General features: G+C 44.7%; 26 protein-coding genes, 1 other RNA gene and 1 riboswitch. Of the genes, 24 read left to right on the forward strand and 3 right to left on the reverse strand.

All coding sequences use genetic code 11. The features are described from left to right. Positions 1 to 12: 12 nt before the first annotated feature. From A8O14_RS03740 to A8O14_RS03805, 14 genes are all read left to right on the forward strand, one after another. Entirely contained in the window at positions 13 to 987 is a 975-nt protein-coding gene (locus A8O14_RS03740; protein WP_068948291.1) for a Bug family tripartite tricarboxylate transporter substrate binding protein, read from the forward strand. Positions 988 to 1020: 33 nt separating this feature from the next. Then, positions 1021 to 2004, forward strand: coding sequence for a Bug family tripartite tricarboxylate transporter substrate binding protein (locus A8O14_RS03745; RefSeq protein WP_068948292.1), 984 nt, complete (start codon positions 1021 to 1023; stop codon positions 2002 to 2004). Between the two features lie 263 nt (positions 2005 to 2267). Further along, complete coding sequence (locus tag A8O14_RS03750) at positions 2268 to 3419, forward strand: branched-chain amino acid ABC transporter substrate-binding protein (RefSeq protein WP_082913093.1); 1152 nt, start codon at positions 2268 to 2270, stop codon at positions 3417 to 3419. Positions 3420 to 3461: 42 nt separating this feature from the next. Beyond that, entirely contained in the window at positions 3462 to 4394 is a 933-nt protein-coding gene (locus tag A8O14_RS03755) for a branched-chain amino acid ABC transporter permease (RefSeq protein WP_068948293.1), read from the forward strand. A gap of 2 nt (positions 4395 to 4396) precedes the next feature. Then, positions 4397 to 5539 carry a branched-chain amino acid ABC transporter permease gene (locus A8O14_RS03760; protein WP_068948294.1) on the forward strand — a complete coding sequence of 381 codons (1143 nt, stop codon included), beginning with the start codon at positions 4397 to 4399 and terminating at the stop codon, positions 5537 to 5539. Beyond that, positions 5536 to 6333 (forward strand): ABC transporter ATP-binding protein, encoded by a 798-nt coding sequence (locus tag A8O14_RS03765; protein ID WP_228385106.1) that lies wholly within the window; start codon positions 5536 to 5538, stop codon positions 6331 to 6333. Before A8O14_RS03760 ends, A8O14_RS03765 begins: the two co-directional genes overlap by 4 nt. A gap of 2 nt (positions 6334 to 6335) precedes the next feature. Next, the gene (locus A8O14_RS03770; RefSeq protein ID WP_068948295.1) at positions 6336 to 7043 is read left to right on the forward strand and encodes an ABC transporter ATP-binding protein; all 708 of its coding nucleotides are present in this window, start codon (positions 6336 to 6338) and stop codon (positions 7041 to 7043) included. A gap of 44 nt (positions 7044 to 7087) precedes the next feature. Beyond that, positions 7088 to 8236, forward strand: coding sequence for a M20 family metallopeptidase (locus A8O14_RS03775; RefSeq protein ID WP_082913094.1), 1149 nt, complete (start codon positions 7088 to 7090; stop codon positions 8234 to 8236). A 2-nt stretch (positions 8237 to 8238) separates the two neighbouring features. Further along, complete coding sequence (locus A8O14_RS03780) at positions 8239 to 9564, forward strand: amidase (RefSeq protein WP_068949698.1); 1326 nt, start codon at positions 8239 to 8241, stop codon at positions 9562 to 9564. 48 nt (positions 9565 to 9612) lie between these two features. Then, positions 9613 to 9725, forward strand: a riboswitch (SAM-I-IV-variant riboswitch). Positions 9726 to 9848: 123 nt separating this feature from the next. Continuing rightward, positions 9849 to 10211: a hypothetical protein gene (locus tag A8O14_RS03785; protein ID WP_068948296.1), complete on the forward strand. Its 363-nt coding sequence runs from the start codon at positions 9849 to 9851 to the stop codon at positions 10209 to 10211. Positions 10212 to 10306: 95 nt separating this feature from the next. Next, positions 10307 to 10660 (forward strand): hypothetical protein, encoded by a 354-nt coding sequence (locus tag A8O14_RS03790; RefSeq protein WP_068948297.1) that lies wholly within the window; start codon positions 10307 to 10309, stop codon positions 10658 to 10660. Then, positions 10661 to 11374, forward strand: a complete 714-nt coding sequence (locus A8O14_RS03795) for a DUF3293 domain-containing protein (protein WP_068948298.1) — start codon at positions 10661 to 10663, stop codon at positions 11372 to 11374. Further along, positions 11371 to 11862: an HD domain-containing protein gene (locus tag A8O14_RS03800; RefSeq protein ID WP_068948299.1), complete on the forward strand. Its 492-nt coding sequence runs from the start codon at positions 11371 to 11373 to the stop codon at positions 11860 to 11862. Before A8O14_RS03795 ends, A8O14_RS03800 begins: the two co-directional genes overlap by 4 nt. Next, a complete protein-coding gene (locus A8O14_RS03805) occupies positions 11855 to 12292 on the forward strand; it encodes a hypothetical protein (protein WP_068948300.1) in 438 nt (145 codons plus the stop codon). The genes A8O14_RS03800 and A8O14_RS03805 overlap by 8 nt, the downstream gene beginning before the upstream one ends. Here the strand turns inward: A8O14_RS03805 and A8O14_RS03810 are convergent. Continuing rightward, positions 12270 to 12572 carry a HigA family addiction module antitoxin gene (locus A8O14_RS03810; RefSeq protein WP_068948301.1) on the reverse strand — a complete coding sequence of 101 codons (303 nt, stop codon included), beginning with the start codon at positions 12570 to 12572 and terminating at the stop codon, positions 12270 to 12272. The genes A8O14_RS03805 and A8O14_RS03810 overlap by 23 nt on opposite strands. Positions 12573 to 12576: 4 nt before the next feature. Further along, positions 12577 to 12852, reverse strand: coding sequence for a type II toxin-antitoxin system RelE/ParE family toxin (locus tag A8O14_RS03815; protein ID WP_068948302.1), 276 nt, complete (start codon positions 12850 to 12852; stop codon positions 12577 to 12579). A gap of 95 nt (positions 12853 to 12947) precedes the next feature. On the opposite strand from A8O14_RS03815, the gene A8O14_RS03820 reads away from it, so the two are divergent. From A8O14_RS03820 to A8O14_RS11910, 4 genes are all read left to right on the forward strand, one after another. Then, positions 12948 to 13514, forward strand: coding sequence for an SRPBCC family protein (locus tag A8O14_RS03820; protein ID WP_068948303.1), 567 nt, complete (start codon positions 12948 to 12950; stop codon positions 13512 to 13514). 44 nt (positions 13515 to 13558) lie between these two features. Further along, complete coding sequence (locus A8O14_RS03825; protein WP_068948304.1) at positions 13559 to 14548, forward strand: sulfurtransferase; 990 nt, start codon at positions 13559 to 13561, stop codon at positions 14546 to 14548. Positions 14549 to 14911: 363 nt separating this feature from the next. Then, positions 14912 to 15541, forward strand: coding sequence for a nucleotidyltransferase domain-containing protein (locus tag A8O14_RS03830; RefSeq protein WP_068948305.1), 630 nt, complete (start codon positions 14912 to 14914; stop codon positions 15539 to 15541). A 124-nt stretch (positions 15542 to 15665) separates the two neighbouring features. After that, positions 15666 to 15860: a hypothetical protein gene (locus A8O14_RS11910; RefSeq protein WP_216217800.1), complete on the forward strand. Its 195-nt coding sequence runs from the start codon at positions 15666 to 15668 to the stop codon at positions 15858 to 15860. Between the two features lie 186 nt (positions 15861 to 16046). On the opposite strand, the gene ffs is transcribed toward A8O14_RS11910, so the two are convergent. Further along, positions 16047 to 16145, reverse strand: an RNA gene (gene ffs / locus A8O14_RS03840) — signal recognition particle sRNA small type. 32 nt (positions 16146 to 16177) lie between these two features. Between ffs and dnaX the strand changes: the two genes are divergently transcribed. The 6 genes from dnaX to A8O14_RS03870 all read left to right on the forward strand — a co-directional run bounded on the left by dnaX (position 16178) and on the right by A8O14_RS03870 (position 21189). Then, positions 16178 to 17872 (forward strand): DNA polymerase III subunit gamma/tau, encoded by a 1695-nt coding sequence (gene dnaX / locus A8O14_RS03845; protein WP_068948306.1) that lies wholly within the window; start codon positions 16178 to 16180, stop codon positions 17870 to 17872. 87 nt (positions 17873 to 17959) lie between these two features. Next, positions 17960 to 18283, forward strand: coding sequence for a YbaB/EbfC family nucleoid-associated protein (locus tag A8O14_RS03850; protein WP_068948308.1), 324 nt, complete (start codon positions 17960 to 17962; stop codon positions 18281 to 18283). Positions 18284 to 18302: 19 nt separating this feature from the next. Beyond that, positions 18303 to 18917, forward strand: coding sequence for a recombination mediator RecR (gene recR / locus A8O14_RS03855; protein WP_068948309.1), 615 nt, complete (start codon positions 18303 to 18305; stop codon positions 18915 to 18917). 71 nt (positions 18918 to 18988) lie between these two features. After that, a complete protein-coding gene (locus A8O14_RS03860) occupies positions 18989 to 19285 on the forward strand; it encodes a ParD-like family protein (RefSeq protein WP_228385124.1) in 297 nt (98 codons plus the stop codon). Further along, entirely contained in the window at positions 19282 to 19554 is a 273-nt protein-coding gene (locus tag A8O14_RS03865) for a type II toxin-antitoxin system RelE/ParE family toxin (RefSeq protein ID WP_068948311.1), read from the forward strand. Before A8O14_RS03860 ends, A8O14_RS03865 begins: the two co-directional genes overlap by 4 nt. A 219-nt stretch (positions 19555 to 19773) precedes the next feature. Further along, positions 19774 to 21189 carry a carbohydrate porin gene (locus A8O14_RS03870; RefSeq protein ID WP_068948313.1) on the forward strand — a complete coding sequence of 472 codons (1416 nt, stop codon included), beginning with the start codon at positions 19774 to 19776 and terminating at the stop codon, positions 21187 to 21189. The last annotated feature ends 113 nt before the right edge of the window (positions 21190 to 21302 follow it).

The following is a 21302-nucleotide window of genomic DNA, read 5'->3' on the forward strand; positions in this document are numbered from 1 at the left end:
AGAGGAATTCTCATGAAATCCAAACTACTTACATTCCTCCTGATTGCATTTGCTTGTCTAGGCGCTAATGCTCAGACTACGGCAATCAATTTTCCGGCTAAACCGATCAAAATCATTGTTCCATTTCCCGCTGGTGGAACTTCTGATGTGCTAGCCCGCCTCATAGGGCAAAAGCTAGGAGACGCTTGGGGTCAGGTCGTTGTTGTTGAAAACAAACCAGGTGCTAGCGGTAATCTTGGTGCTGAAATGGTTGCCCATGCAACTCCAGATGGTTACACCTTGTTGCTGATGGATGTAGGTACTTTAGCGATTAGTCAGACGCTCTATACCAGTTTGCCATTTAATGTGCTCAAGGATTTTGCGCCGGTAACGATGGTTGCTTACTCTCCGCATTTATTGGTTGCTAGTAATAAAACATCTTTTAATACGACTGCTGAGTTAATTGCTTATGCCAAGAAGAACCCAGGCAAATTGAATTTTGCATCTGCTGCCGGTAGTGGAAGTGCAAATCATCTTGCTGGAGTGATTTTTGCTAAGCAAGCAGGCATTGAGTGGGCTTACATTCCTTACAAGGGTGGGGCACAAGCTATTACCGACTTAGGCGCTGGTCAGGTAGATGTGACCTTTAATGGCATGACAGCAACCTATCCTCATGTCAAAAGTGGTTTGATTAAGTTAATTGCTGTATCAAGCCCCAAAAGATTGGAAACCTTGCCAGGCACACCAACCGTTGCAGAAACACTTCCTGGATTTTTAACTGGTAGTTGGCAAGGCATCTTGGCCCCAGCTGGAACGCCAGCACCCATCATAGAGAAACTCAATTTGCAGATTTTGAAGATTCTCAAAACACCAGAGATTAAAGAAGCTTTAAAGACTGCAGGAGCTGATGCTGCGCCAACAACTCCTCAGGAGTTTTCACGCTGGTTACAGCAAGAAGTACAGCGCTCTGCAAAAGTCATAAAAGATAACAACATCAAATTAGATTAATAAATTGAATTAAATACAGCAACGGAGACAGCGATGTATCAATTGAGTAAGTTAACAAAATACTTCTGTATTGCAATAATGGGTTTGCTGGCCACAGTTAGCCATGCACAAACTGCATCTTTTCCTGATAGACCAGTAACGATTGTCGTACCGTTTCCTCCAGGTGGTGGAACGGATGCTGGCGCCAGGCTGATTGCGCAAAAACTTTCTACCCGTTGGGGTCAGTCCGTCATCATTGATAACAAGGCTGGCGCTTCAGGCATGGTGGGTTCAGAGTTTGTATCTCGTGCTAAGCCAGATGGCTATACCTTACTCATTGGCAATATTGGTACTTTCTCAATTAATCCATCGCTCTATAAAAAGATGCCTTATGACCCAGACAAGGCATTTGTACCAGTGAGCATGATTGCTGAGTTGCCATACTTTCTGCTGGTGACCCCAAGTATGAAAGCCAATAACGTTAAAGAATTCATTGCTTTTGCAAAAGCGAATCCTGGGGCTGTTACTTATGCAAGCTCAGGTAGCGGTAGCGGACCACATCTTGCTGGTGAGATGTTTGAGAAAGCAACAGGCTTAGACATGATGCATGTGCCGTATAAAGGCGGTGGGCCAGCAGCAGCTGATGTGATGGCAGGGCACGTCAATATGTATTTCTCAACCGTATTGGAATCGATTGGTTCGGTAAAGTCGGGCAAGCTCAAAGCACTAGGTGCAAGCTCATTAGTCCGTTCACCAGCAATGCCCGAGTTACCAACTATTGCTGAGTCAGGTGTTCCTGGCTTTGATGCTGCATCATGGATCGGTATCGCTGCTCCAGCAGGAACTCCTCCAGCACTAGTAGACAAGATTGCGGCAGATATTAAAGCGGTGATCTCTGAGCAAGATACCAAGCAAACACTGATTCAGCAGGGCGCCACACCAATGCCGTTATCACCAACGGCATTTAAAGCCAGAATTGAAAGCGACCGCGTGCGTTATGCAAAAGTGATTAAAGAGGGTAACGTCCAAGTCGACTAAGTTCAGCAACCATTTCCGTCTCTGACTTTGGCCACCTTCGGGTGGCTTTTTTTTGTGACCTTCAAGGCCTAATCATCGACACAAATTCCGCACTTTTTGGAGCATTTGAGCACTTTTATATTGCACTCATGCACTGATTGAGGGTGTCAGTACAAAAATCGAAAAGTATCAATAGTAAATTGACCCCCTAAGGTGGCACCCATGAATTTAAAAGCTTTGCTACACTGAGAAAAAAAGTAGTATCAAAACTAAGGAGATTAAGCATGAAATCACGCATTTCTATGTTGTTAGCTGCATTGGTCATTGGCCTCTCAGCTAATGCATCTGCAAAAGATACTGTCAAGATTGCCTATATTGGGCCCCTGACTGGAGGCGTTTCTGCCAATGGTATTGGTGGCCGAAACTCCGCAGATTTAGCTGTACGTCTCAAAAATCAAGACCCTAATGCTAAATATAAGTACGAATTAGTTGCTGCTGATGATGAGTGTAAGCCTAACGTAGGCGTACAAGTTGCGACCAAAATTGCATCTGATAGCTCAATCATTGCTGGTGTCACGCATTATTGCTCTGCAGTTGCCATGAGTACCGTGGACGTTTATCACAAGTTTGGTTTGCCAGTAATGGTGTGGGGCGCAGTATTGCCAGAGATTACTTATGGCAATGATTACAAAGAAGTCCATCGCGTCAATGGCACGATGATTAACCAAAATGAAGTGGCTGCAAAGTTCTTAACCGGCCTTGGTTACAAGAGATGGGTCATTATTCATGACACTACTGACTACGGTAAAGGTCACAATAAGTACTTCTCACAGTTCTTAACAAAGAACGGTGGCCAAATTCTGGGTACATTTGGCGTTACCGCTGACCAACAGGATTTCACGGCTGAACTAACCAAGATCAAAGAGTTGAAGCCTGAAGTGGTTTATTTTGGTGGCTTGACGCCAATTGGTATTCGTATTCGCACACAGATGGATCGCTTAGGTATCAAGGCGGTTTTCGAAGGTACCTCAGGTATTAAGTCTGATGCCTATATTGAAGGCTTAGGAAAACTCTCTGAAGGCTCGCTGTCATTTATTGAAGGTGCTCCTTGGGAGAAGTTGCCTGGTGGACTCGGATTTATTGCTAAGTACAACCAGCAAAAATATCCTGATGCGCCAGAAGCATATGGCCCATTTGCATACACAGCTGCAAACCTGATCATGGATGCAATTGAAAAAGCTGGCCCTGATCGCAAAAAAGTGATGGCAGTTTTAAATAACACTCAAAACGTAGAGACCATTATCGGCAAAGTGAGTTTTGACGATCACCGTCAGAACGTCGTTCCTTTAATCTCTAAGTATGTTGCTCAAGATGGTAAGTGGGTAGTTTGGGAAGACAGTCTTTATGCCAAGGGACAACGTAAATTAGGTCAATAATCTCTTTTGATTTTTTACAGAGGTCAAAGAGGGTAAGTTTGCATGCCATTTGATATTTTTTTGCAGTACCTGCTCAATGGGTTGATGTTGGGCGTGATTTATGCAATCGTGGCTGTCGGCTTCACCCTCTATTTTGGTGTGCTCGATGTCATTAAGTTTTCACACGGTGACATCTTGATGGTGGGGGCCTTTGCCGGCCTCACCACTTACATTGGTATTGCGGGAACTTTTGAGTCACCCTGGTTGCAATTGTTGGTGCTGGTATTCATCAGCCTTTCAGTGGCAGCATTTTTAGGTGCCGTGATTGCACGCTACCTTATATTGCCTCTACAAAAAGCACCCCCAATTAATACCTTGCTCGTGACCTTAATGTTGGGTCTTGCGCTTCGTGAAATGGTTCGCCTGTTTTATCCCAACGGTTCTAATCCCAAACCATTCCCAAGATTGTTGCCAACCGATGGCATTGCTTTAGGTGAATTTACTTTACGCTCTGACAGCTTGATTCTGCTGGCTACTGGCATCATTACCATCATTGCAGTGCAAAGACTCATTACTAAAAGCAAAATTGGTTTGGCAATTCGTGCAGTTGCTCAAGATAGTGAGACAGCACGCATTATGGGCATTAACTTTCATCAAATTGTATTGATTACTTTTATGTTGGGTTCTGCCTTGGCAGCCTTAGCAGGCTTGATGAATGGCCTGTATTACAACGAAGTGAACTTCAGTATGGGCTTACTTCTAGGGGTCATTGGATTTTCAGCGGCGGTTGTGGGTGGTCTAGGTAATTTTTATGGCGCCATTGTTGGAGGGTTTTTATTTGCCGCCCTTCAGACCGTGGGGGCAGTATTGTTTCCAGCGATCATGCCTAGCGTTCCAAGTGCATACAAAGACGTATTTGCCTTTACCATGATCATCATCATTATGGGATTAAAGCCAACTGGCTTGATTTCTGAAAAATCAAGCGAGCGTGTTTAAGCATGAAGCTGCTAATCTCTACCTTCATTGTCTTCCTCATCTATTGCATCTTATTGCTTGGCGCTGAAAACCAAGTGGAAGTAGGTGCATTAGTCGCCGTTGCTTTTGTTGCAAGCTTAGTTGGTAAAAAGCTTGGCTTTATGGATCGACTAGCGATTGCAGTAAGTCAGCATTCCAGCTTTCCAGCAATTGCTTCTGTAGTTGGTGTCTTGATCATGATGGCGGTGTTTCATAACTCCCACTTTGCACTATTGATGCTAGCAACCGTATTAATTTATGCCATCGTGTGCTTGGGTCTCAACATCCAATTTGGTTATGTGGGGATTGTGAACTTTGCTGGCGCTGCCTTTTTTGGCATTGGTAGCTACACTGCTGCAGTTCTAGCTACGCATACAGCCGTGCCTCATTTATTGGTGCTGTTTATTGCAGCCACCATTTCAGCCTTAATTGGTTCAATCTTGATTTATCCAGTATTGAGAACACGTGGCCACTACGCTGCGCTAGTAACGATTGCCTTTGGTATCTTGTTCCGCAACTTTTTAGAAGTAAATGACACTTTGGGCGGTCCTCAGGGTCTCAAAATTCCACCACTGACTATTTTTGGTTGGAATCTTTCTGAAGGAATCCAGGTTGGAGGTATTGAGCTGTCCTTTTATATTCCTTACTTGCTGATCGCTTTAATCCTGTTGGTTGCTACCTTCCGTATTACCCGAAATTTAGAGCGCTCATGGATTGGCTTGAGCATGGATATGGTTCGCACGGATGAGATTGCTGCCTCTACCTTTGGCGTGAACATTGCCCATTGGAAAATCGTCGCATTTACTCTAGGTAATTTTGTTGCGGGTCTGGCGGGTGCGTTATACGGCATGATGACGGCCTATGTCGCGCCGAATAACTTTACTTTTGCCGATTCGCTGATCTTAGTTTCGATTGTGATTCTTGGAGGCATTGGAAATCCATGGGGAATTATTCCAGCCGCAGCGATTGTCGTCATTCTTCCAGAAAAGCTGCAATTCATACAGGAATACCGTTTCTTGCTGTATGCAATTGTGGTGATTTTGATTCTGCTCTTTAGGCCAGATGGGCTCCTTCCTCGGCGAATTCGTAATTACTTCCCAGGTAAGAAAGCGGGGGAGCAAGAATGAGCAATGTGATGAACTCTGCCAAGTCAAAAATTTTAGAAGCAAGCAATCTCACCATGCGATTTGGTGGCGTTACTGCTTTGGACTCCCTCAATCTGCATGTGAATGAGGGCGAAGTCTTGGGTCTTTTGGGTCCCAATGGTTCTGGTAAGACAACCTTCTTTAATGTCATTACTGGTTTGTACCGTGCCACCGCTGGAAACGTCAGCTTTCGTGGACAAGATTTAACGGATGCCAGTGCTCAAGAGGTATACCTGCATGCGATTACCCGTACGTTTCAGCGTTCACGCTTGTCATTGCCTCTGACAGTCTTTGACAACATCGCTATTGGCGATAACCGAAGACTGAATACGGGTTTGTTCTTTAATTTATTTGCCCGAGATCAGTTTGAAAAAGAGTATGACCGCGTAGTAGAGCAAGTCAGAGCACTACTGTTGACATTTAATCCTCAATTGGCAGCCAAAATATTTGAGCCCGTAGCGAGTTTGCCAATGATTGATCGGCGTCGTATTGAAATTTGTCGGGCCTTAATTAGTGAGCCAGATCTTTTACTATTAGATGAGCCATCTGCAGGTATGACCCATGATGAAACGGCAGAGGTCATGAATGATATTTTGCAGGTACGTAGCAAGATTAAGCCATTTACAATTATTTTGATTGAACATGAAATGGGCTTGATTCAGCGTATGACCGAGCGTTGCATTGTTCTGAATTACGGAAAAAAAATTGCTGAAGGCACTTATGATGAAATCGTCAGCAATCGTGAAGTGCAGGTTGCTTACCTGGGGCAGGAATAATCATGGCTTTATTAGAAATTGACCACATCAATACAGCCTACGATCGTATAGACGTGCTAGAGGATGTATCGATCAAAGTCGAGCGCGGACAAATCACCTGTATTTTGGGCGCTAATGGTGCGGGTAAATCGACCCTCATCCGTTCTATTTTGGGTTTGACCCCAGCCAATCGCGGCAAGATTATTTTTAATGGTGCCGATATCACGCATTTACCAACCCATCGGATTATTGGGCAAGGGATTGCTTGTGTGCCAGAGGGTCGCCGTGTTTTTCCAAGAATGACCGTTGATGAAAACTTATCAGTAGGTGCCTATTTAGTTGGCGATCAAAAGGTCATACAGGAGCGTCGTGATCGAGTGAAGACTTTATTTCCACGTCTTGCTGAACGCGCTAATCAGTTAGCTGGAACTATGTCAGGTGGCGAGCAAGCAATGTTGGCAATTGGCCGTAGTTTGATGAGCTCTCCAGAACTCCTCATTTTTGATGAGCCATCTTTAGGTCTTTCTCCTTTGTTTGTGAAAGAGAATTTCAAGATCATTAAAGAGATTAATGAAATGAGCACTACTGTTCTGCTTGTAGAGCAGAATGTGCGCCAAACTTTGGCGATTGCGCACTGTGGCTATGTAATTGCCAAAGGTCAGGTGGTGGCACAAGGTAGCGCTAGTGAGCTTGCTGAAAATTCAGAAGTACAAGCCGCCTATTTTGGGTAATACTTTTAGGTAGATACCCTTCAAAAAATTCGTTTGAACACAAGATGATGACTACTCCTGATCCCATTGCATTAACCCAAGAGCTGATTCGTTTTAATACAGTCAATCCCCCTGGCAATGAAGACCAGATTTGCAATTACTTGGCAACCATTTTGGAGTCTGCCGGTTTTGAATGTCGCAAGATTGAGTTTGCTCCTCGGCGCATGAGTCTGGTTGCCAAAATTGGTGCTTGTAGCTCAGAAAGAAAAAGTATTTGCTTTACAGGACATGTGGATGTCGTTCCATTAGGCGCTCGTTCTTGGAAGCATGAGCCATTTGCTGGCGTGATTGAGGATGGAAAATTATTCGGTCGTGGCTCTAGTGATATGAAAAGTGGCGTCGCTGCGTTTATCGTTGCCGCAATGAAGACTGCTCAGGCTGCCAAAGATGGCAGTGGTGTGAGCATGATTATTACTGCAGGTGAAGAGACAGGCTGTGAAGGTGCGTTTCATCTTGCTGCTAGCCAAGAGATCTTGGAGTTTTTGGGGCCTGCTGGCTGCTTCGTCGTTGCTGAGCCAACTGCTAACGAGCCACTCCTAGGCCACAAGGGGGCTTATTGGCTTAAAGCTTCTACCGAGGGTATTACCGCTCATGGATCGATGCCAGAACGAGGTGATAACGCTTTCTACAAATTAGCCAAAGCAGCCCTTACTCTGGAAACATTTACTTTTGATACACCAGCGCATCCCATGATGGGGCAGGGCACTTTAAATGTGGGCACTGCTAAAGCGGGATTAAATATTAACTCCGTACCCGATGCTGCAGAAATGACTTTAGATATTCGTACAGTGGCAGGGCAGAGTCACAAACATATCTACGGTTGTCTTTGCAAAGCTCTAGGCCCAATTGTCAAGCTCGATACCATCATCGATATTGAGGGTGTCTATACACCTGCAACCGATCCGTGGATGTCAAGCGTATTTGATTGCTGCGAAAAGGTGAATGGTGTTCGCCCAGAAGAGAAAACCGTTTCTTACTTTACGGATGCGTCCGCCTTAAAGCCTGCTATCGGCAATCCACCTACAGTTATTTTGGGGCCTGGCCAACCAGAGATGGCGCATCAAACCAATGAGTTTTGCTATGTCGACAAAATTACGGATGCGACCAGCATATTTGAAGAGCTAATTACCGATTGGCATCAGACTGGAAAATGAATATGAGTGAGCAACATAAGCAAGCCGAGAAGCAGCACGAGAAACAAGACAGACCTATCGGCTTGACTGCGGCAGTCAGACAAATTGGCGCAAATCAGTTAGACCCAAAAAACTTATTAAAGCAATCATTTGAGTTGGCTAATCAATTAGAGCCTAAGCTAAAAGCCTTTGTCTCCAGAAATTCTTTGGAAGATCTCATCAAAGCTGTTACGCCAGGACCATTGTCAGGTATTCCGGTGGGCATTAAAGATATTATTAATACTCAAGATTTACCAACGACAAATGGTTCGGTGATCTACGCCAATCATCACCCTTCGCAAGATGCGCCGATAGTGCAAAAAATCCGCAGCTTAGGTGGAGTGATTTTTGGTAAGACGGTGACTACACAGTTCGCTTGGAAAACGCCAGGACCAACAGTCAATCCTTGGAACTCTGCACATACACCAGGAGGCTCTTCAAGTGGATCTGCAGCTGCAGTAGCGGCAGGCATAGTGCCTCTCGCCCTAGGCACTCAGACAGTAGGCTCAGTTGTCAGGCCTGCAGCATTTTGTGGAGTAGTGGGCTTTAAGCCTAGCTTTGGGGCAATCTCCAAGGAAGGCGCTCATCCACTGTCATATTCTTTGGATCATATTGGGTTCTTCACTCGTTCGGTGGATGATGTAGCCTATGCCTACCAATTACTTAAAGAGGGCGGCGCTGAAACAAGTGCTGACACAGTCACCACCTTAATCAATTTGCAGTTAGAACATGCACCCAAAATTGCTTTGATCAAAACACCGTTTGATCACCTCATGAGTGCAGAGCAGCAACAGACGATCCAGTTAGCAGTTCAAAAGTTAGAACACGCTGGAGCTAGCGTAAAAACCATTGAGCTATCAGCACAATATTGGGATGGCGTTAATCAAATGCCAACCATCATGTCTTATGAGGCTGCGCAAATCCATCGTGAGCATCTTGAAAAACATCAAGCACTCCTATGTGAGAACATCAAAGAGCTAGCCACCAAGGGGGCGGAATACACCCAAGATCAATATGATGCAGCGCTGGCTCAGCAATCCCAATTGCGTAAATCAGTAAGCGAAGTATTTAAAGACTTTGATGCACTCTTAACAGCGCCAGCTACGGGTGAGGCTCCGAATGATCTCACTTGGACTGGCGATCCATCCTTTTGCGCTCTGGGTAGTTACTTAGGCATTCCAGCAATCAATCTTCCTGCGGGCATGTCAGTAAATGGATTGCCAATCGGAATTCAGCTGATGGGTAACTACAAGGAAGATGAAGCCTTGCTTAAAGTTGCGAAATTTGCTGAGCAATCTTTATCAAGCTAAAAGAACCAGACTTTTTATTGACAAAACACCCTAAAGTCTGCAAAATAAGACCTACATCAAGAGATGGCTTTGTCGCCACAGCAACCTGCTAACGCTAGTAAGGTGCTAAAAAAGATGAGACCGAATACCAATCAAGGTAGAAGGTAATCAAAAGCGACAAACCCACCATTTGGTGGGTTTTTTGTTGGGCAAGCGGATCAAAAATTGACCACTAGCTCATTATTTGAACCTGCCGATCTTGATAATTGAGTTGTAGAGATTAATCAATTGATATTGGAGGTCTTATGCGTGATTACACATACTTAAACGGCGCCCGTTTTTCCATCAACAACCTCTTTCGTAGCTTACGGTTTGATATTGACCGCTTAGATATGAGTTGGGTCGATGGTGAGAAGCCAGAATTTACCAGAGGCTTACGGGTGGTCGATAACGATGCAGCCAATTCGGTTACGGTCGATGGTGAAGATGCCGACAACCTCATCTATAGCCTCACTTATTTGTATAGCAAGGAAGATAACCACGAGTCATTTAGAAATGCTACTGATGCTTACCTCACGGTTGCACTAGAGACCAAAGAGTTCCTGGTCTCAAACCAAAAAAAGAACCCAGAGGGAAAGTCTGAAGCAGTGGAGGCTGTTATCCACTAAGCGAACCTGTAGTAGAAGTAAAAAAGTAAATGGGCGGATTTAAACCGAATTGCCAAGCCCAGACATTTGTCAAATTGGCTAAATAGGAGAGAGCAATGAAGATTACGCAATTAAAAATTGGCTTACATCAATTTAACGATAGTAAGTGGAAGAAACTACTAGACGTCTTTAGAGATCGTTATATTCCGATTGTGTTTGTCAAAGATGAAAACAATTACTTTGCCGAAGCGATTGAACATGAAGGTAAATATTTTTATCGGGTAGATGATGTGACAGTGCAGGCAGAGCAATATGAGTATGAGCGTGTTATCAGTAACCCTCGCCTCTATTATTTTTCCTCTGCATTGAAGTTGCACCACCGCATTCGTAAGGCAATAGAGCTAGGAATTGGTTATCACTGGCCGACTAAACCAGCAGCACCGATCAATATTTTTGAGTTGGGGAAATAAATGGACGAATTAGAGATCAGAACAATTTCTCCCAAATTAATTAAGGCTTATCGCGAAGCGGTCTATGTGGTTCATCTCGGTGATCGAGAAATCGCCCTGCAAGTGAACCAGGCTTCTAGTCAATTGGCAGAGCTAATGAAGGAGTGGGAGGTAACGACGGCAGCCTTTCTGACTGCCTTTAATCCCTACAGCCAAACCTTGGATGCTCAAGAGAATGAGGCGCGGCAAAAAACGATGTGGGCTGATGCTTTACCAATGTGCCCCAGAATATTTCCAGGAATAGGGCGAGATAAAGATGACCAATGGCCTCATGAGCTAAGCATGCTCACTTTAGGTATACATCTAGACGATGTAAAGGTCTTAGCAGATCGATATGAGCAGAACGCATTTCTATGGATATCGAATGAGAATGGGTTTGTGAGTCTGAAGTTGCGGCATCCAATTGGAGAGCCTACTAACCAAGAGTTACACGAGTGGACCTTAGGTCTTTCACAAGCCCATATGCTGGCCCTACTTCGTGGCTCTTACCCGGATGTGAAGTGGCTCATGACGATTTCTGAGGCGGAGTTAGAGCATTGGCTATTTCCTCAATATTGGGACCTCAATCAGCCTTGGCCGCTCGCCACCCCAGATGGCACAGCCATCTCTGCGGGAACAGAAATGGATCGGATGTTTAAGTTAACAGCCTCTGGCTTAGAAAAACTGTATTCATGAGTAGAGACTATGACCGCTCAGGTCTGATTGCTCTGATCAAGTCTGAGTTCAAGCTCGATTGGCAAGGTATCCATGGTGCGAACCATTGGGCTAGGGTACTTCACCATGGCAAGAACGTTGGGCAAATTCGACAAGCAGACTTGCTAGTCGTTGAGCTCTTTGGATTCTTGCATGATAGTTGTCGCTTAGATGATGGTAGAGATCCAAAACATGGCGAACGTGCTGCAGAATTTGCCCACGGTATTCATGGGGACTATTACAGTCTGCAACCCAAGCAGCTCGATGAGCTTTGCTATGCACTACGTCATCACTCTGGTGGCGATATCTCGAGCAACAAAACAATTCAGACTTGTTGGGATGCTGATCGATTGGATCTTGGCAGGGTAGGTATCTTTCCAGCGCCGCAATTTCTGTCGCAAGAAGCCAATCTCTTTATTGATTTAGCGTATGACTGGAGTACTCAGCTTCCTAGGAGGGCTCATGGGTGATTATGATGACGGCAATAACTCCGGCGGAATCATAGGCACCATCATTTCGATATTGATATTAGCCGCCATCTGGCCATATTTATTAACCATCATTGGTCTGTGCATCGCCTATATGGCGGCAATGGCTGTCTTGGAATGGATGGCTCAAAACCCATTCACGGTTGTTCTGATTGTGCTGGGTATCGCTTTTTTCTATGCAATCTTTCACTATCGCTTAATTCCGAAAGCGTGGAGATGGATGATCGAGCAGCTAAAGCCTCAAGCGGTTGAACTAAACCTTCGTCAGCATGACTTAGCAGACAGGAAATTTATTCCCTCGACTAACCTGTATTGCTACTGGTGTACCAAGAAGTTGGGTATCAAGGCCTGGGAAAAGTCAGGCAAGTATTACTGCGATGATTGCCATACTAAGCAGCTAGTAGATCCTTAAATAAGGTAATTTTCGGTAAAACCTTTTTCAACTTAAGCTCCGCCTGCCATAAATCATATTTGGACTGCATCTCAATCCATAGCTGAGGGCCATTTCCCAAGAAAGTCCCAATACGTAAGGCTAGCTCTGGAGTGATTGAACTCTTCTCTGCCAAAACAGCATGAAGAGTTTGTCTGGAGATGCCAAGATGCTTGGCGAATTCTGTAACCGATATTCCAAGGGTAGGGAAGACATCTTCTCTTAAGATGGCGCCAGGGTGTGTAGGTGATCTTTTGCGCATGATATTAGTGATAGTTTTCTAGGTTAAGTCGATAAGCATTCTCATCATGCCACTCAAAGGTGAGGCACCAAGGACCATTGATATGAATGCTATAGCGTTTCGGAACTCCTTCTAAGCCATGAAAATTAAATCCTGGCACCTTAAGATCATCTAGCGACTTAGCGGAATCAATCGCATCCAAGCGGCGAATAATTCTACTAAGCAACGCTTTTTGAATCTTGATACTTTTTCCTTCTTCAAATAACTCTTTTAAGCCTTTGTGAATAAACGATTCAATCATTTACGTATTTTAAAGGCTTAGGGTATAGTGTAAAGCAAAGCCTTACACTTGTAAAGGTTTCATAGTTAACGCTAAATCTACTCTAAAATCCAAAAATGAAATGGATATTGATCTCAATACTAGGCTTGATGAGCGTACAGGCCTTTGCCCAAGATAGCGATAACCCTTTTAATGTTCAGATCAATATCAAACCTGCCAATGGACGCTTTCACATTAATGCGAATTACACCGTTCCCATTACGCCTTGTAACGCCTATGCATTTTTGACCGACTATGAAGCCTCTAAAAACATCGCGGGCGTAGTTGACTTAAAAATTCTTTCTCGGTCTGCCAACAAGGTTCGCGTGAGTAGAGTCTTGGAAGAAGACATCCTCTTTTTTCATATAGAACTCAAAACGGTCGTTGAATATACGGAAGTACCATATCGCCTATTGAACTTTGAGCAGGTAAGTGGTGATGCCAAGTTCTATAAGGGCACCTGGAGGGTAATGCCCGAGAAGGATAAGACGATGGTGAAATATGACGCCGTAGTGGAGCTCGACTCTATGGTACCGATGGTGGTGATTGAGTACTTCATGAAAAATAATTTACATGAGCGACTCGAGTCTATGGCTCAAAAAGCAGCCCAATACAAACCCCCAACAGTGCTAGCCTGTAAATAGACGGTTTGGTGTATCGTTTATTCCATTAACTCAAAGGAATTACCGTGAAATCATTATTAGCCCTTGTTCTGACATCCATTGTTTCGCTGGCATTTGCCCAGCAAAAAGGAACCATCATCCAAACGGATCAAGTGCAGCAGGCAGTAGCTCGTGGCGCGATTATTTGGGATGTACGTGATGAAAAGAGTTACTTAGAAGGCCACATACCAGGGGCAATCAATATTGGCGAGATCGGCAGTACTCTGCGAGACCCCAATAAAGAGGACTACATTCCTACAGAGCAAATTCAAAAGCTGTTTAACAATGCTGGCTTAGATGTCAACAAAGATATTGTGGTCTATGGCGCACGTGGCAATCCCTATACTTATTTTGGTCTGTATACCGTGAACTATTTTGGCGGCAAGAATGCGCAGGTCTACCATGACGGCATTGATGGCTGGAAGCAAGCGGGCTTGCCGATTCAAAAAGAGCGTCAAACTTTAGCCCCAGTATCTGTAGTTCTCGTAGCTCAACCTCAGTTAGTGGTTAGTAATGAAGAGATGCTCAAGATTGCACAATCTAAGTCAGTACAAATTATTGATGCCAGAACTCCTGACGAATATTCAGGTAAAGATGTACGCACGATTCGGGGCGGCCATATTCCCAATGCCATCAATATCCCCTTTGAAGATAATTGGCAAGACCCGGCTACTGCTATTAAGTTAGGCAAGAAGCAGGTTGCCGATAACTCAGGCATGGCGCTAAAAAACCAAACGGATCTCAAAAAACTCTATGCCAACCTTGATCCTGATAAAGAGACTGTGGTGTATTGCCAAAGTGGTGTGCGTGCAGCTGAAACAGCCGTAGTGCTCAAGACTTTGGGTTTTAAGAAAGTCAAAGTCTATGACTCAGCATGGTTAGGTTGGGGCAATAACCTCAAGGCACCTGTAGCAGATGAAACCTTCTTAAACGTAGGTGCATTGAACGCTAAGATGGCAGCCATGCAAAATAAAATCAATCAGCTAGAAGAAGCCCTCAAGAATAAAAATAACTAATACTAGTTTTTGTGGCTCATTATTGCGACGAATAATACCTATAAGACGCTAGGGAAGTGTAGGAAGGCTTACCGCTTTCCTACACTCAAATCATCCTCGATCCCTATTCATCTTCAACTCAATCCTCTACGCTGAATCTTTATATTTAGAGGAGGGTTCGGTTTGCAAGTATCTGTTGAGTGCACCCATAAGACATTGCGTCTCTTTAAGATTCAGCTGGATGTCCGAACTGTCCTAGTAATAGCCATTATTTGGATGATTTGGGGAATATTCAGAATATTGAAGATCTTCTGAATCTTTCAAGTGTTGCTTTAGAAGCTACGATAGTTGCTAATAAAGCAACATTAGGGCAATATTGAGGTAATGTCGACACTCTCATCCGTACTATTTACCGAATACCGTAGCCGTGTGCTGGGCTTATTGTTGCTTCATCCTGAGCGTTCTTACTACTTGCGTGAAATTGCTCGAATCACGGCAACCGTTCCTGGAACGCTTAAGCGTGAATTGGATAAATTATCAGAAGTCGGTTTGTTGACTGTCAAAAAAGTCGGCAATCAAAATCATTACCAAGCAAATCAAGGGTGTCCAATTTACGAAGAATTATCAAATGTGCTGCGAAAGACGAGTGGCTTAAGTGATGTTTTGATAGACGCCTTATTGCCGCTAAGTGAAAAATTACAAAGTGCATTTGTATTTGGATCTGTAGCCAGTGGAAAAGTAAATTCTAAAAGTGACATTGATCTACTATTGATTGGCGAAGTGAGTTATGCAGAAGTGGTTCTCCTAATGCATCCATTGCAAGAAAAATTAGGCAGAGAAATTAGCCCTAAGATCTTTGCTGCTAAAGAGTGGAAGAGGTTGATGAAAGATAATGGAGCTTTCGTCCATGATGTATTGAGTAAGCCAAAACTCTTCATCATCGGGAATGATCAACAGCTCAACTCCACTGAGGCCCCCCATCACACTACAAAACCTAATCGGAATCAGTCTTGATTCAATAGAGGTCGATCACTTTAATATTCGTAGGCTCATTGAAGCCGCACAATCCAGTTTGCAAGATGCCAAATTAAACTCTATTAGTAATGAAAGCCGTTTTGACCTAGCTTATAAAGCCATCATGCAATTAGCTAATGCAGCATTACAAGCCAAGGGCTATCGCGTGCTGACCAGTAAGCCAGGACATCATCAGCTCATGCTGCAAGCTTTGCCTCTTACCGTTGGTCTAGATAAATCCATCTTATCTTGCTCGATCAACTACGCAAACAAAGAAATGCGATTGACTATTCAGGAGATATTGTTTCTGATGCTTTGACTGTCGAAGTGATTGAGCGAGCTGATTCATTATTAAAGCTTGTTCGAACTTGTTTGATCCCGACCTAGCTCCAGAATTAACTGCTGAATATTGAAGCCGTACTTTTTGGCCTATAGGGGGACAAGGTGGCAAAAGGCCCAAGAAAGAGGAAAGTTTCTCTTGAGGTATCTTAAGGGGAGGGGATGGGTGGATGAGCCAAACCCCCGGCACTGGCAGAAATTGGGTTTGGCTGCTTCGTTCCCGACCTGACCAGGTTATCCAACCCACCATGCGGGGAGGCCCATCCAATTCCATTTTAGCTTGTTAGAATGTAAGACATGACAGCATTGGCATTAGCCCGTTCGTGGCGCCCTAAAACATTCTCTGAGCTAGTAGGACAAGACCATGTGGTTAAGGCCTTAACCCATGCTTTGGATCAGGGTCGCCTCCATCATGCATGGCTCTTTACTGGTACTCGTGGGGTAGGCAAGACTACGATTGCCCGCATTATGGCGAAAGCACTCAATTGCACTGGATCTGATGGATCAGGCAAGATGACTTCAGAGCCTTGCGGAAAATGTCCAGCTTGTATGGAAATCGATGCAGGTCGTTTTGTTGACTATATTGAGATGGATGCTGCAAGTAATCGTGGTGTTGACGATATTGCCGCCCTCCTAGAAAAAGCAGCATACGCACCAAGCAATGGTCGCTATAAGGTCTACATGATTGACGAGGTGCACATGCTCACCAATCATGCCTTTAATGCCATGCTCAAAACATTGGAAGAGCCACCAGAGCACGTCAAATTTATTCTGGCGACAACTGATCCGCAAAAGATCCCTGTCACCATTTTGTCTCGTTGTTTGCAGTTCAATCTCAAGCAAATGCCAGTACCACTCATCGTAGAGCACTTAGAAAAAGTACTCGCTGCAGAAAAAGTGGAATATGAAGTCAATGCACTGCGTGTTCTAGCCAAAGCTGCTCAAGGCTCAATGCGCGATGCTTTATCTCTGACGGATCAAGCCATTGCTTATGCTGCTGGCAAAGTGACCGAAGAATCGGTGCGTGGCATGCTCGGTACACTAGATGATGCGTATCTCATTCGCATTCTCGATTGCTTAATTGCTAAAGATGGCGCAAGCCTGCTTGCTGTTGCAAATGAGATGGGTGAGCGCAGTATGTCTTTCTCATTAGCATTGCAAGATTTATCTAGCTTGCTGCAAAAGATTGCAGCAGCGCAAGTCGTTCCAGAATCTGTATTAGAAGATTGGCCAGAAGCAGGTGAGATTCGTCGCTTAGCTGGACAACTGACTAAAGAAGAAGCACAACTCTTCTACCAAATCACGATTACCAGCCGTCCTGACTTATCACTTGCACCAGATGAGCAGACTGGCTTTGCAATGACGCTATTGCGTATGTTGGCGTTTCGTCCAGGTAATGGTGGGGGCGGCAGCACAGCACCTTCACCAGCAGCGCCATCAGCGCCACCAGTAAATACCGCTCGACCTTCATCTGCACCAGCCGCAAGAGCTGCCACACCTACAGCAAAGTCAGCACCAGCATCTGCTCCAGTTAGGGCTGCTGCTCCTGCACCAGCCGCAGCTTTTCCTACTCCTTCCGCCGCTGTTCCTGCTGCTGGTAATCCTGCAGAGCATCCAGATTGGCATGCCTTGATGCGTCAGTTGCCAGTGCGTGGTCTCGTGCAACAGTTGGCACATCAGACCGAGTTACAAGATTGGAATGATTCAGCAGTAGGTGTTAAAGCAACAATCGTGACGCCGATGCCGCAGTTAGCTTCTGAGGCTTCTGTTGGTCGCTTGGCAGAAGCGCTTACAGCGCACTTTGGTAAGCCAGTCAAGATTGTGATTGAGAAGGGTGAAGTAGAAGGTAAGACCGTTGCTAAGGTTGATGCGCAGATTCATCAAGAAAAGAGAATGAATGCTGAGCAAATGATTGCAGCTGATCCTTTTATTCAGCAATTAGAAAAAGAGTTTGGAGCCAAAGTGGTTGGTGGCTCTGTAAAGCCGCTGTAAGGCACTTTTGGTATTCAATAGAAATCAGATATTTAAGAAATTGAATCAATTTCACTCCATATAGATAATCATTAAGGAAAAGAAGCGATGATGAAAGGTGGACTTGCTGGCCTCATGAAACAGGCGCAGCAGATGCAAGAGAAGATGAAAACGGCGCAAGCTGAGCTGGCTGCGCTAGAAGTGACTGGCCAAGCGGCTGGTGGCTTGGTTAAAGTGACTATCTCTGGCAAATACGAACTCAAACGGGTACAGATTGATCCAGGTGCAATGGATGATCGCGAGATGTTAGAAGACTTGATCGTGACTGCCTATACAGAAGCCTTCAAACAAGTAGAAGCAGCAAGCGCGCAATTAATGTCTGGTGCAACGGCTGGCATGCCAATGCCTCCTGGCTTTAAGTTGCCGTTCTAATTTTTCATTCGTTCATTTCATGGCACGTGTAGAAGCACCTCAAGATGCACTCGGTCGATTGATCGAGGCATTGCGGGTATTGCCGGGAGTAGGCCCGAAGTCTGCTCAGCGCATGGCATTCTATTTGTTGCAGCATGACCGCAATGGTGCAGCAGTGCTCGCTCAATCATTAGGCGAAGCAGTAGAGACGGTTGGCCACTGCGCCCGATGCAATACATTCTCAGAAACCCAAATCTGCAATACCTGCTCTGATGGTCGTCGCGATCCATCACTGCTGTGTATTGTAGAAACACCAGCTGACCAAGTGATGGTCGAGCAGACTTTGAGTTTCAAAGGAAATTACTTTGTACTCATGGGTCGCATTTCACCACTTGATGGCATGGGTCCTAATGAAATTCATTTTGATCGTTTACTGACTCGCATTGAGAGCCCTGATACCGGTGTACCGATTCGAGAAGTAGTGCTAGCCACCAACTTCACGAGTGAAGGTGAGGCAACTGCGCATTACATTGGTGAAGTACTGAAGGCCAAAGGCATCAAAGTTACGCGGATCGCTAGAGGTATTCCGGTGGGTGGCGAGCTCGAGTATGTCGATGCCGGCACGCTCGCGAGAGCCTTGATGGATCGCCGGTAGCATTTCCATCAACTTCTAGAGTTAACAAGGTGTTTTAAGTTATCCATTTGGTAAATCTATATTTGTCTCGAATGAATTACAAAAGGTTGCATTTTACAACCTTTTGTGATAAATTAATACCTATTAATGAAACGATGAAAGGTGATGTGATGCCTATAGCTATCAAGTTATCTGATCTTCTGATTGAAGATGCAAAACCTTATGCACAAGCAATGCACAGGTCTGTTCCCAAGCAGATAGAGTATTGGGCTCGCTTGGGAAAGGTCGCGGAGGAGAATCCAGATTTAACTGTTCAAATGCTTCAAGATATGCTGGTGAGCATTGAGGAGGTTAAGGTCGGCAATCTAAATCCTTATAAATTCGGATGATTGTATTAACAACGCCTCGATTTGATCGGGCTACTAAAAAAATATTACCAGCTGAAAAGAAATCCTTAGATACGGCTGTCAAGGCTCTTATTGCCAATCCCTCGCTTGGAGAGATGAAAAAGGGAGATTTGTTGGGCACCCAAGTTTATAAGTTTAGGCACCAAAAACAGCAAATGCTGCTGGCCTACTCTATAAGCCTGGACGGCACAAAAATGGTTCTTGTTGGCTATGGAGTTCATGAGAATTTTTATCGAGATTTAAAGCGCTAGGGCTTTAGATCAATCTTTTTATTCAGCATTTGTCGTCCATATGTCACTCTAGCGACATAAATACTAGGTAAATTACTCCTTTTTGGGGATAATTTGGGCTGCGCCACCCCTGGACTTCAATTCCAGGCTGTGAGTTGCTCGAAATTCCCATCAATCTGTTGCTAGTACCTGTGCGACCTGTACGTCTTGTGCATTTGGCAACCCAATCAGAAATCGTGAATGACCCGCAAACTTTTGCTCATTCTCCTGCTCGGTTTTATGACTGCTTCTGCCTATGCGCAGAGGGCAGGGTCTGGCGCTGACCAAATTGCGGGTTTTGCATCGCCAATTGAAGATCTTCCTACTGAAGGTACTGTGTTTGGCTTGCCGGTGAACGTTCACGGTCAAACGACGTACATCAATCAGCGTTACAACAATTTCACCTCAAGCTATTCTGGTGTAAACAGTTTGAGCGCTCAGAAGTCGATGAGCTATACCTGGTCTGGTACATTATTTTTTGGTGCACGCGTTGCTCCAAACACCGATATTTATTTCAATCCTGAAGTGGTGTCAGGCGTAGCATTTTCTGGGTTGACAGGTTTAGGTGGCTTTACCAACGGCGAAGCAACTAAGGCGAGTGGGGCACAAGCGAAGTTTTATTCTGCGCGAGCATTTGTGCGTCAAATTATTAATCAAGAGGGTGAAAAAGTTCTGCTTGAGAATGAAGCTAATCAAATTACGCAAACAGTCAGTAGTAATCGTGTAGTGGTGACTGCTGGTCAATTTTCTACATTAGATATTTTTGACGATAGTCGCTATGCAAAAGACCCCCGTATTCAGTTTATGAACTGGGGCAATATGACCTATCTAGCTTATGACTACGCAGCGGATGCCCGTGGCTACAGCACTGGCTTAGCGGGTGAGTGGTATCTGAGCAATTGGGTGCTGCGCGCCTCTCGGATGCTTGCCCCAAAGACGCCAAACGGCAGAGACCTGAACTGGCAAATCTTTAATACTTATGGCGATCAAGTGGAAGTCGAGCGTCAGCACAGTATTGGTGACATGCCAGGTAAGGTCAGTGTCTTGGCGTATCGCAATCGTATGATATTGGCGCGTTTTCAGGACGCGACTAATTACGTGATTGCTAATAATGCGCAAGGCACACAAGCAATTAATAATGTGCGCAATAATTATCAATACAAAACCGGTATTGGTATTAATGGTGAACAAGCTTTAACAAAAGACTTGGGTATCTATGGTCGCGCATTCACATCTGATGGTCATACTGAAACCATGTCCTTTACTGAGGCAGATAATTCCATGTCAGTTGGCTTGGGAATGAATGGCACAAGCTGGACTCGTCCACATGACACCATTGGAATCTCGATGATGCAAAACGGACTCTCGAGCTATCGGAAAAACTATTTACAAAATGGTGGTGTGTCTTACTTCATTGGCGATACTGCTTATCCATACGCCGGCCCAAATCAGACAATTAACTATCGCCCGGAGCGCATTGGTGAGGTCTATTACAACGCCATGTTGATTAAGAATGTACTGCTAGGAGTGAACTTTCAGCACATCCAAAATCCAGCCTATAACTCGGCTCGTGGACCGGTAAATATCGCTTCATTTAGGATTCATGCTGAGTTTTAAGGCTTTGGCGGGCTAGGGCCACAATTATTATCTTTAGAATCAATAGGATAGCAATCGTCAATAATTCGACATTTGCGTTTTCTACCCTATAATCCTTTAAACCCCCTGTAACA

The sequence above is a fragment of the Polynucleobacter wuianus genome (genome assembly GCF_001659725.1).
Taxonomy (GTDB): domain Bacteria; phylum Pseudomonadota; class Gammaproteobacteria; order Burkholderiales; family Burkholderiaceae; genus Polynucleobacter; species Polynucleobacter wuianus.

Bases quoted from the DNA above. Each gene is read 5' to 3' on its own strand.
- A8O14_RS03775 (WP_082913094.1), top strand. From the start codon at position 7,088: ATGATGACTACTCCTGATCCCATTGCATTAACCCAAGAGCTGATTCGT.
- A8O14_RS03750 (WP_082913093.1), top strand. From the start codon at position 2,268: ATGAAATCACGCATTTCTATGTTGTTAGCTGCATTGGTCATTGGCCTC.
- A8O14_RS03770 (WP_068948295.1), top strand. From the start codon at position 6,336: ATGGCTTTATTAGAAATTGACCACATCAATACAGCCTACGATCGTATA.
- A8O14_RS03785 (WP_068948296.1), top strand. From the start codon at position 9,849: ATGCGTGATTACACATACTTAAACGGCGCCCGTTTTTCCATCAACAAC.
- A8O14_RS03745 (WP_068948292.1), top strand. From the start codon at position 1,021: ATGTATCAATTGAGTAAGTTAACAAAATACTTCTGTATTGCAATAATG.
- A8O14_RS03860 (WP_228385124.1), top strand. From the start codon at position 18,989: ATGAATTACAAAAGGTTGCATTTTACAACCTTTTGTGATAAATTAATA.
- A8O14_RS03830 (WP_068948305.1), top strand. From the start codon at position 14,912: ATGTCGACACTCTCATCCGTACTATTTACCGAATACCGTAGCCGTGTG.
- recR (WP_068948309.1), top strand. From the start codon at position 18,303: ATGGCACGTGTAGAAGCACCTCAAGATGCACTCGGTCGATTGATCGAG.
- A8O14_RS03760 (WP_068948294.1), top strand. From the start codon at position 4,397: ATGAAGCTGCTAATCTCTACCTTCATTGTCTTCCTCATCTATTGCATC.
- A8O14_RS03850 (WP_068948308.1), top strand. From the start codon at position 17,960: ATGATGAAAGGTGGACTTGCTGGCCTCATGAAACAGGCGCAGCAGATG.
- A8O14_RS03815 (WP_068948302.1), bottom strand. From the start codon at position 12,852: ATGATTGAATCGTTTATTCACAAAGGCTTAAAAGAGTTATTTGAAGAA.
- A8O14_RS11910 (WP_216217800.1), top strand. From the start codon at position 15,666: ATGCAATTAGCTAATGCAGCATTACAAGCCAAGGGCTATCGCGTGCTG.
- A8O14_RS03870 (WP_068948313.1), top strand. From the start codon at position 19,774: ATGACCCGCAAACTTTTGCTCATTCTCCTGCTCGGTTTTATGACTGCT.
- A8O14_RS03740 (WP_068948291.1), top strand. From the start codon at position 13: ATGAAATCCAAACTACTTACATTCCTCCTGATTGCATTTGCTTGTCTA.
- A8O14_RS03865 (WP_068948311.1), top strand. From the start codon at position 19,282: ATGATTGTATTAACAACGCCTCGATTTGATCGGGCTACTAAAAAAATA.
- A8O14_RS03765 (WP_228385106.1), top strand. From the start codon at position 5,536: ATGAGCAATGTGATGAACTCTGCCAAGTCAAAAATTTTAGAAGCAAGC.
- A8O14_RS03795 (WP_068948298.1), top strand. From the start codon at position 10,661: ATGGACGAATTAGAGATCAGAACAATTTCTCCCAAATTAATTAAGGCT.
- A8O14_RS03780 (WP_068949698.1), top strand. From the start codon at position 8,239: ATGAGTGAGCAACATAAGCAAGCCGAGAAGCAGCACGAGAAACAAGAC.
- A8O14_RS03790 (WP_068948297.1), top strand. From the start codon at position 10,307: ATGAAGATTACGCAATTAAAAATTGGCTTACATCAATTTAACGATAGT.
- dnaX (WP_068948306.1), top strand. From the start codon at position 16,178: ATGACAGCATTGGCATTAGCCCGTTCGTGGCGCCCTAAAACATTCTCT.
- A8O14_RS03805 (WP_068948300.1), top strand. From the start codon at position 11,855: ATGGGTGATTATGATGACGGCAATAACTCCGGCGGAATCATAGGCACC.
- A8O14_RS03810 (WP_068948301.1), bottom strand. From the start codon at position 12,572: ATGCGCAAAAGATCACCTACACACCCTGGCGCCATCTTAAGAGAAGAT.
- A8O14_RS03755 (WP_068948293.1), top strand. From the start codon at position 3,462: ATGCCATTTGATATTTTTTTGCAGTACCTGCTCAATGGGTTGATGTTG.
- A8O14_RS03820 (WP_068948303.1), top strand. From the start codon at position 12,948: ATGAAATGGATATTGATCTCAATACTAGGCTTGATGAGCGTACAGGCC.
- A8O14_RS03800 (WP_068948299.1), top strand. From the start codon at position 11,371: ATGAGTAGAGACTATGACCGCTCAGGTCTGATTGCTCTGATCAAGTCT.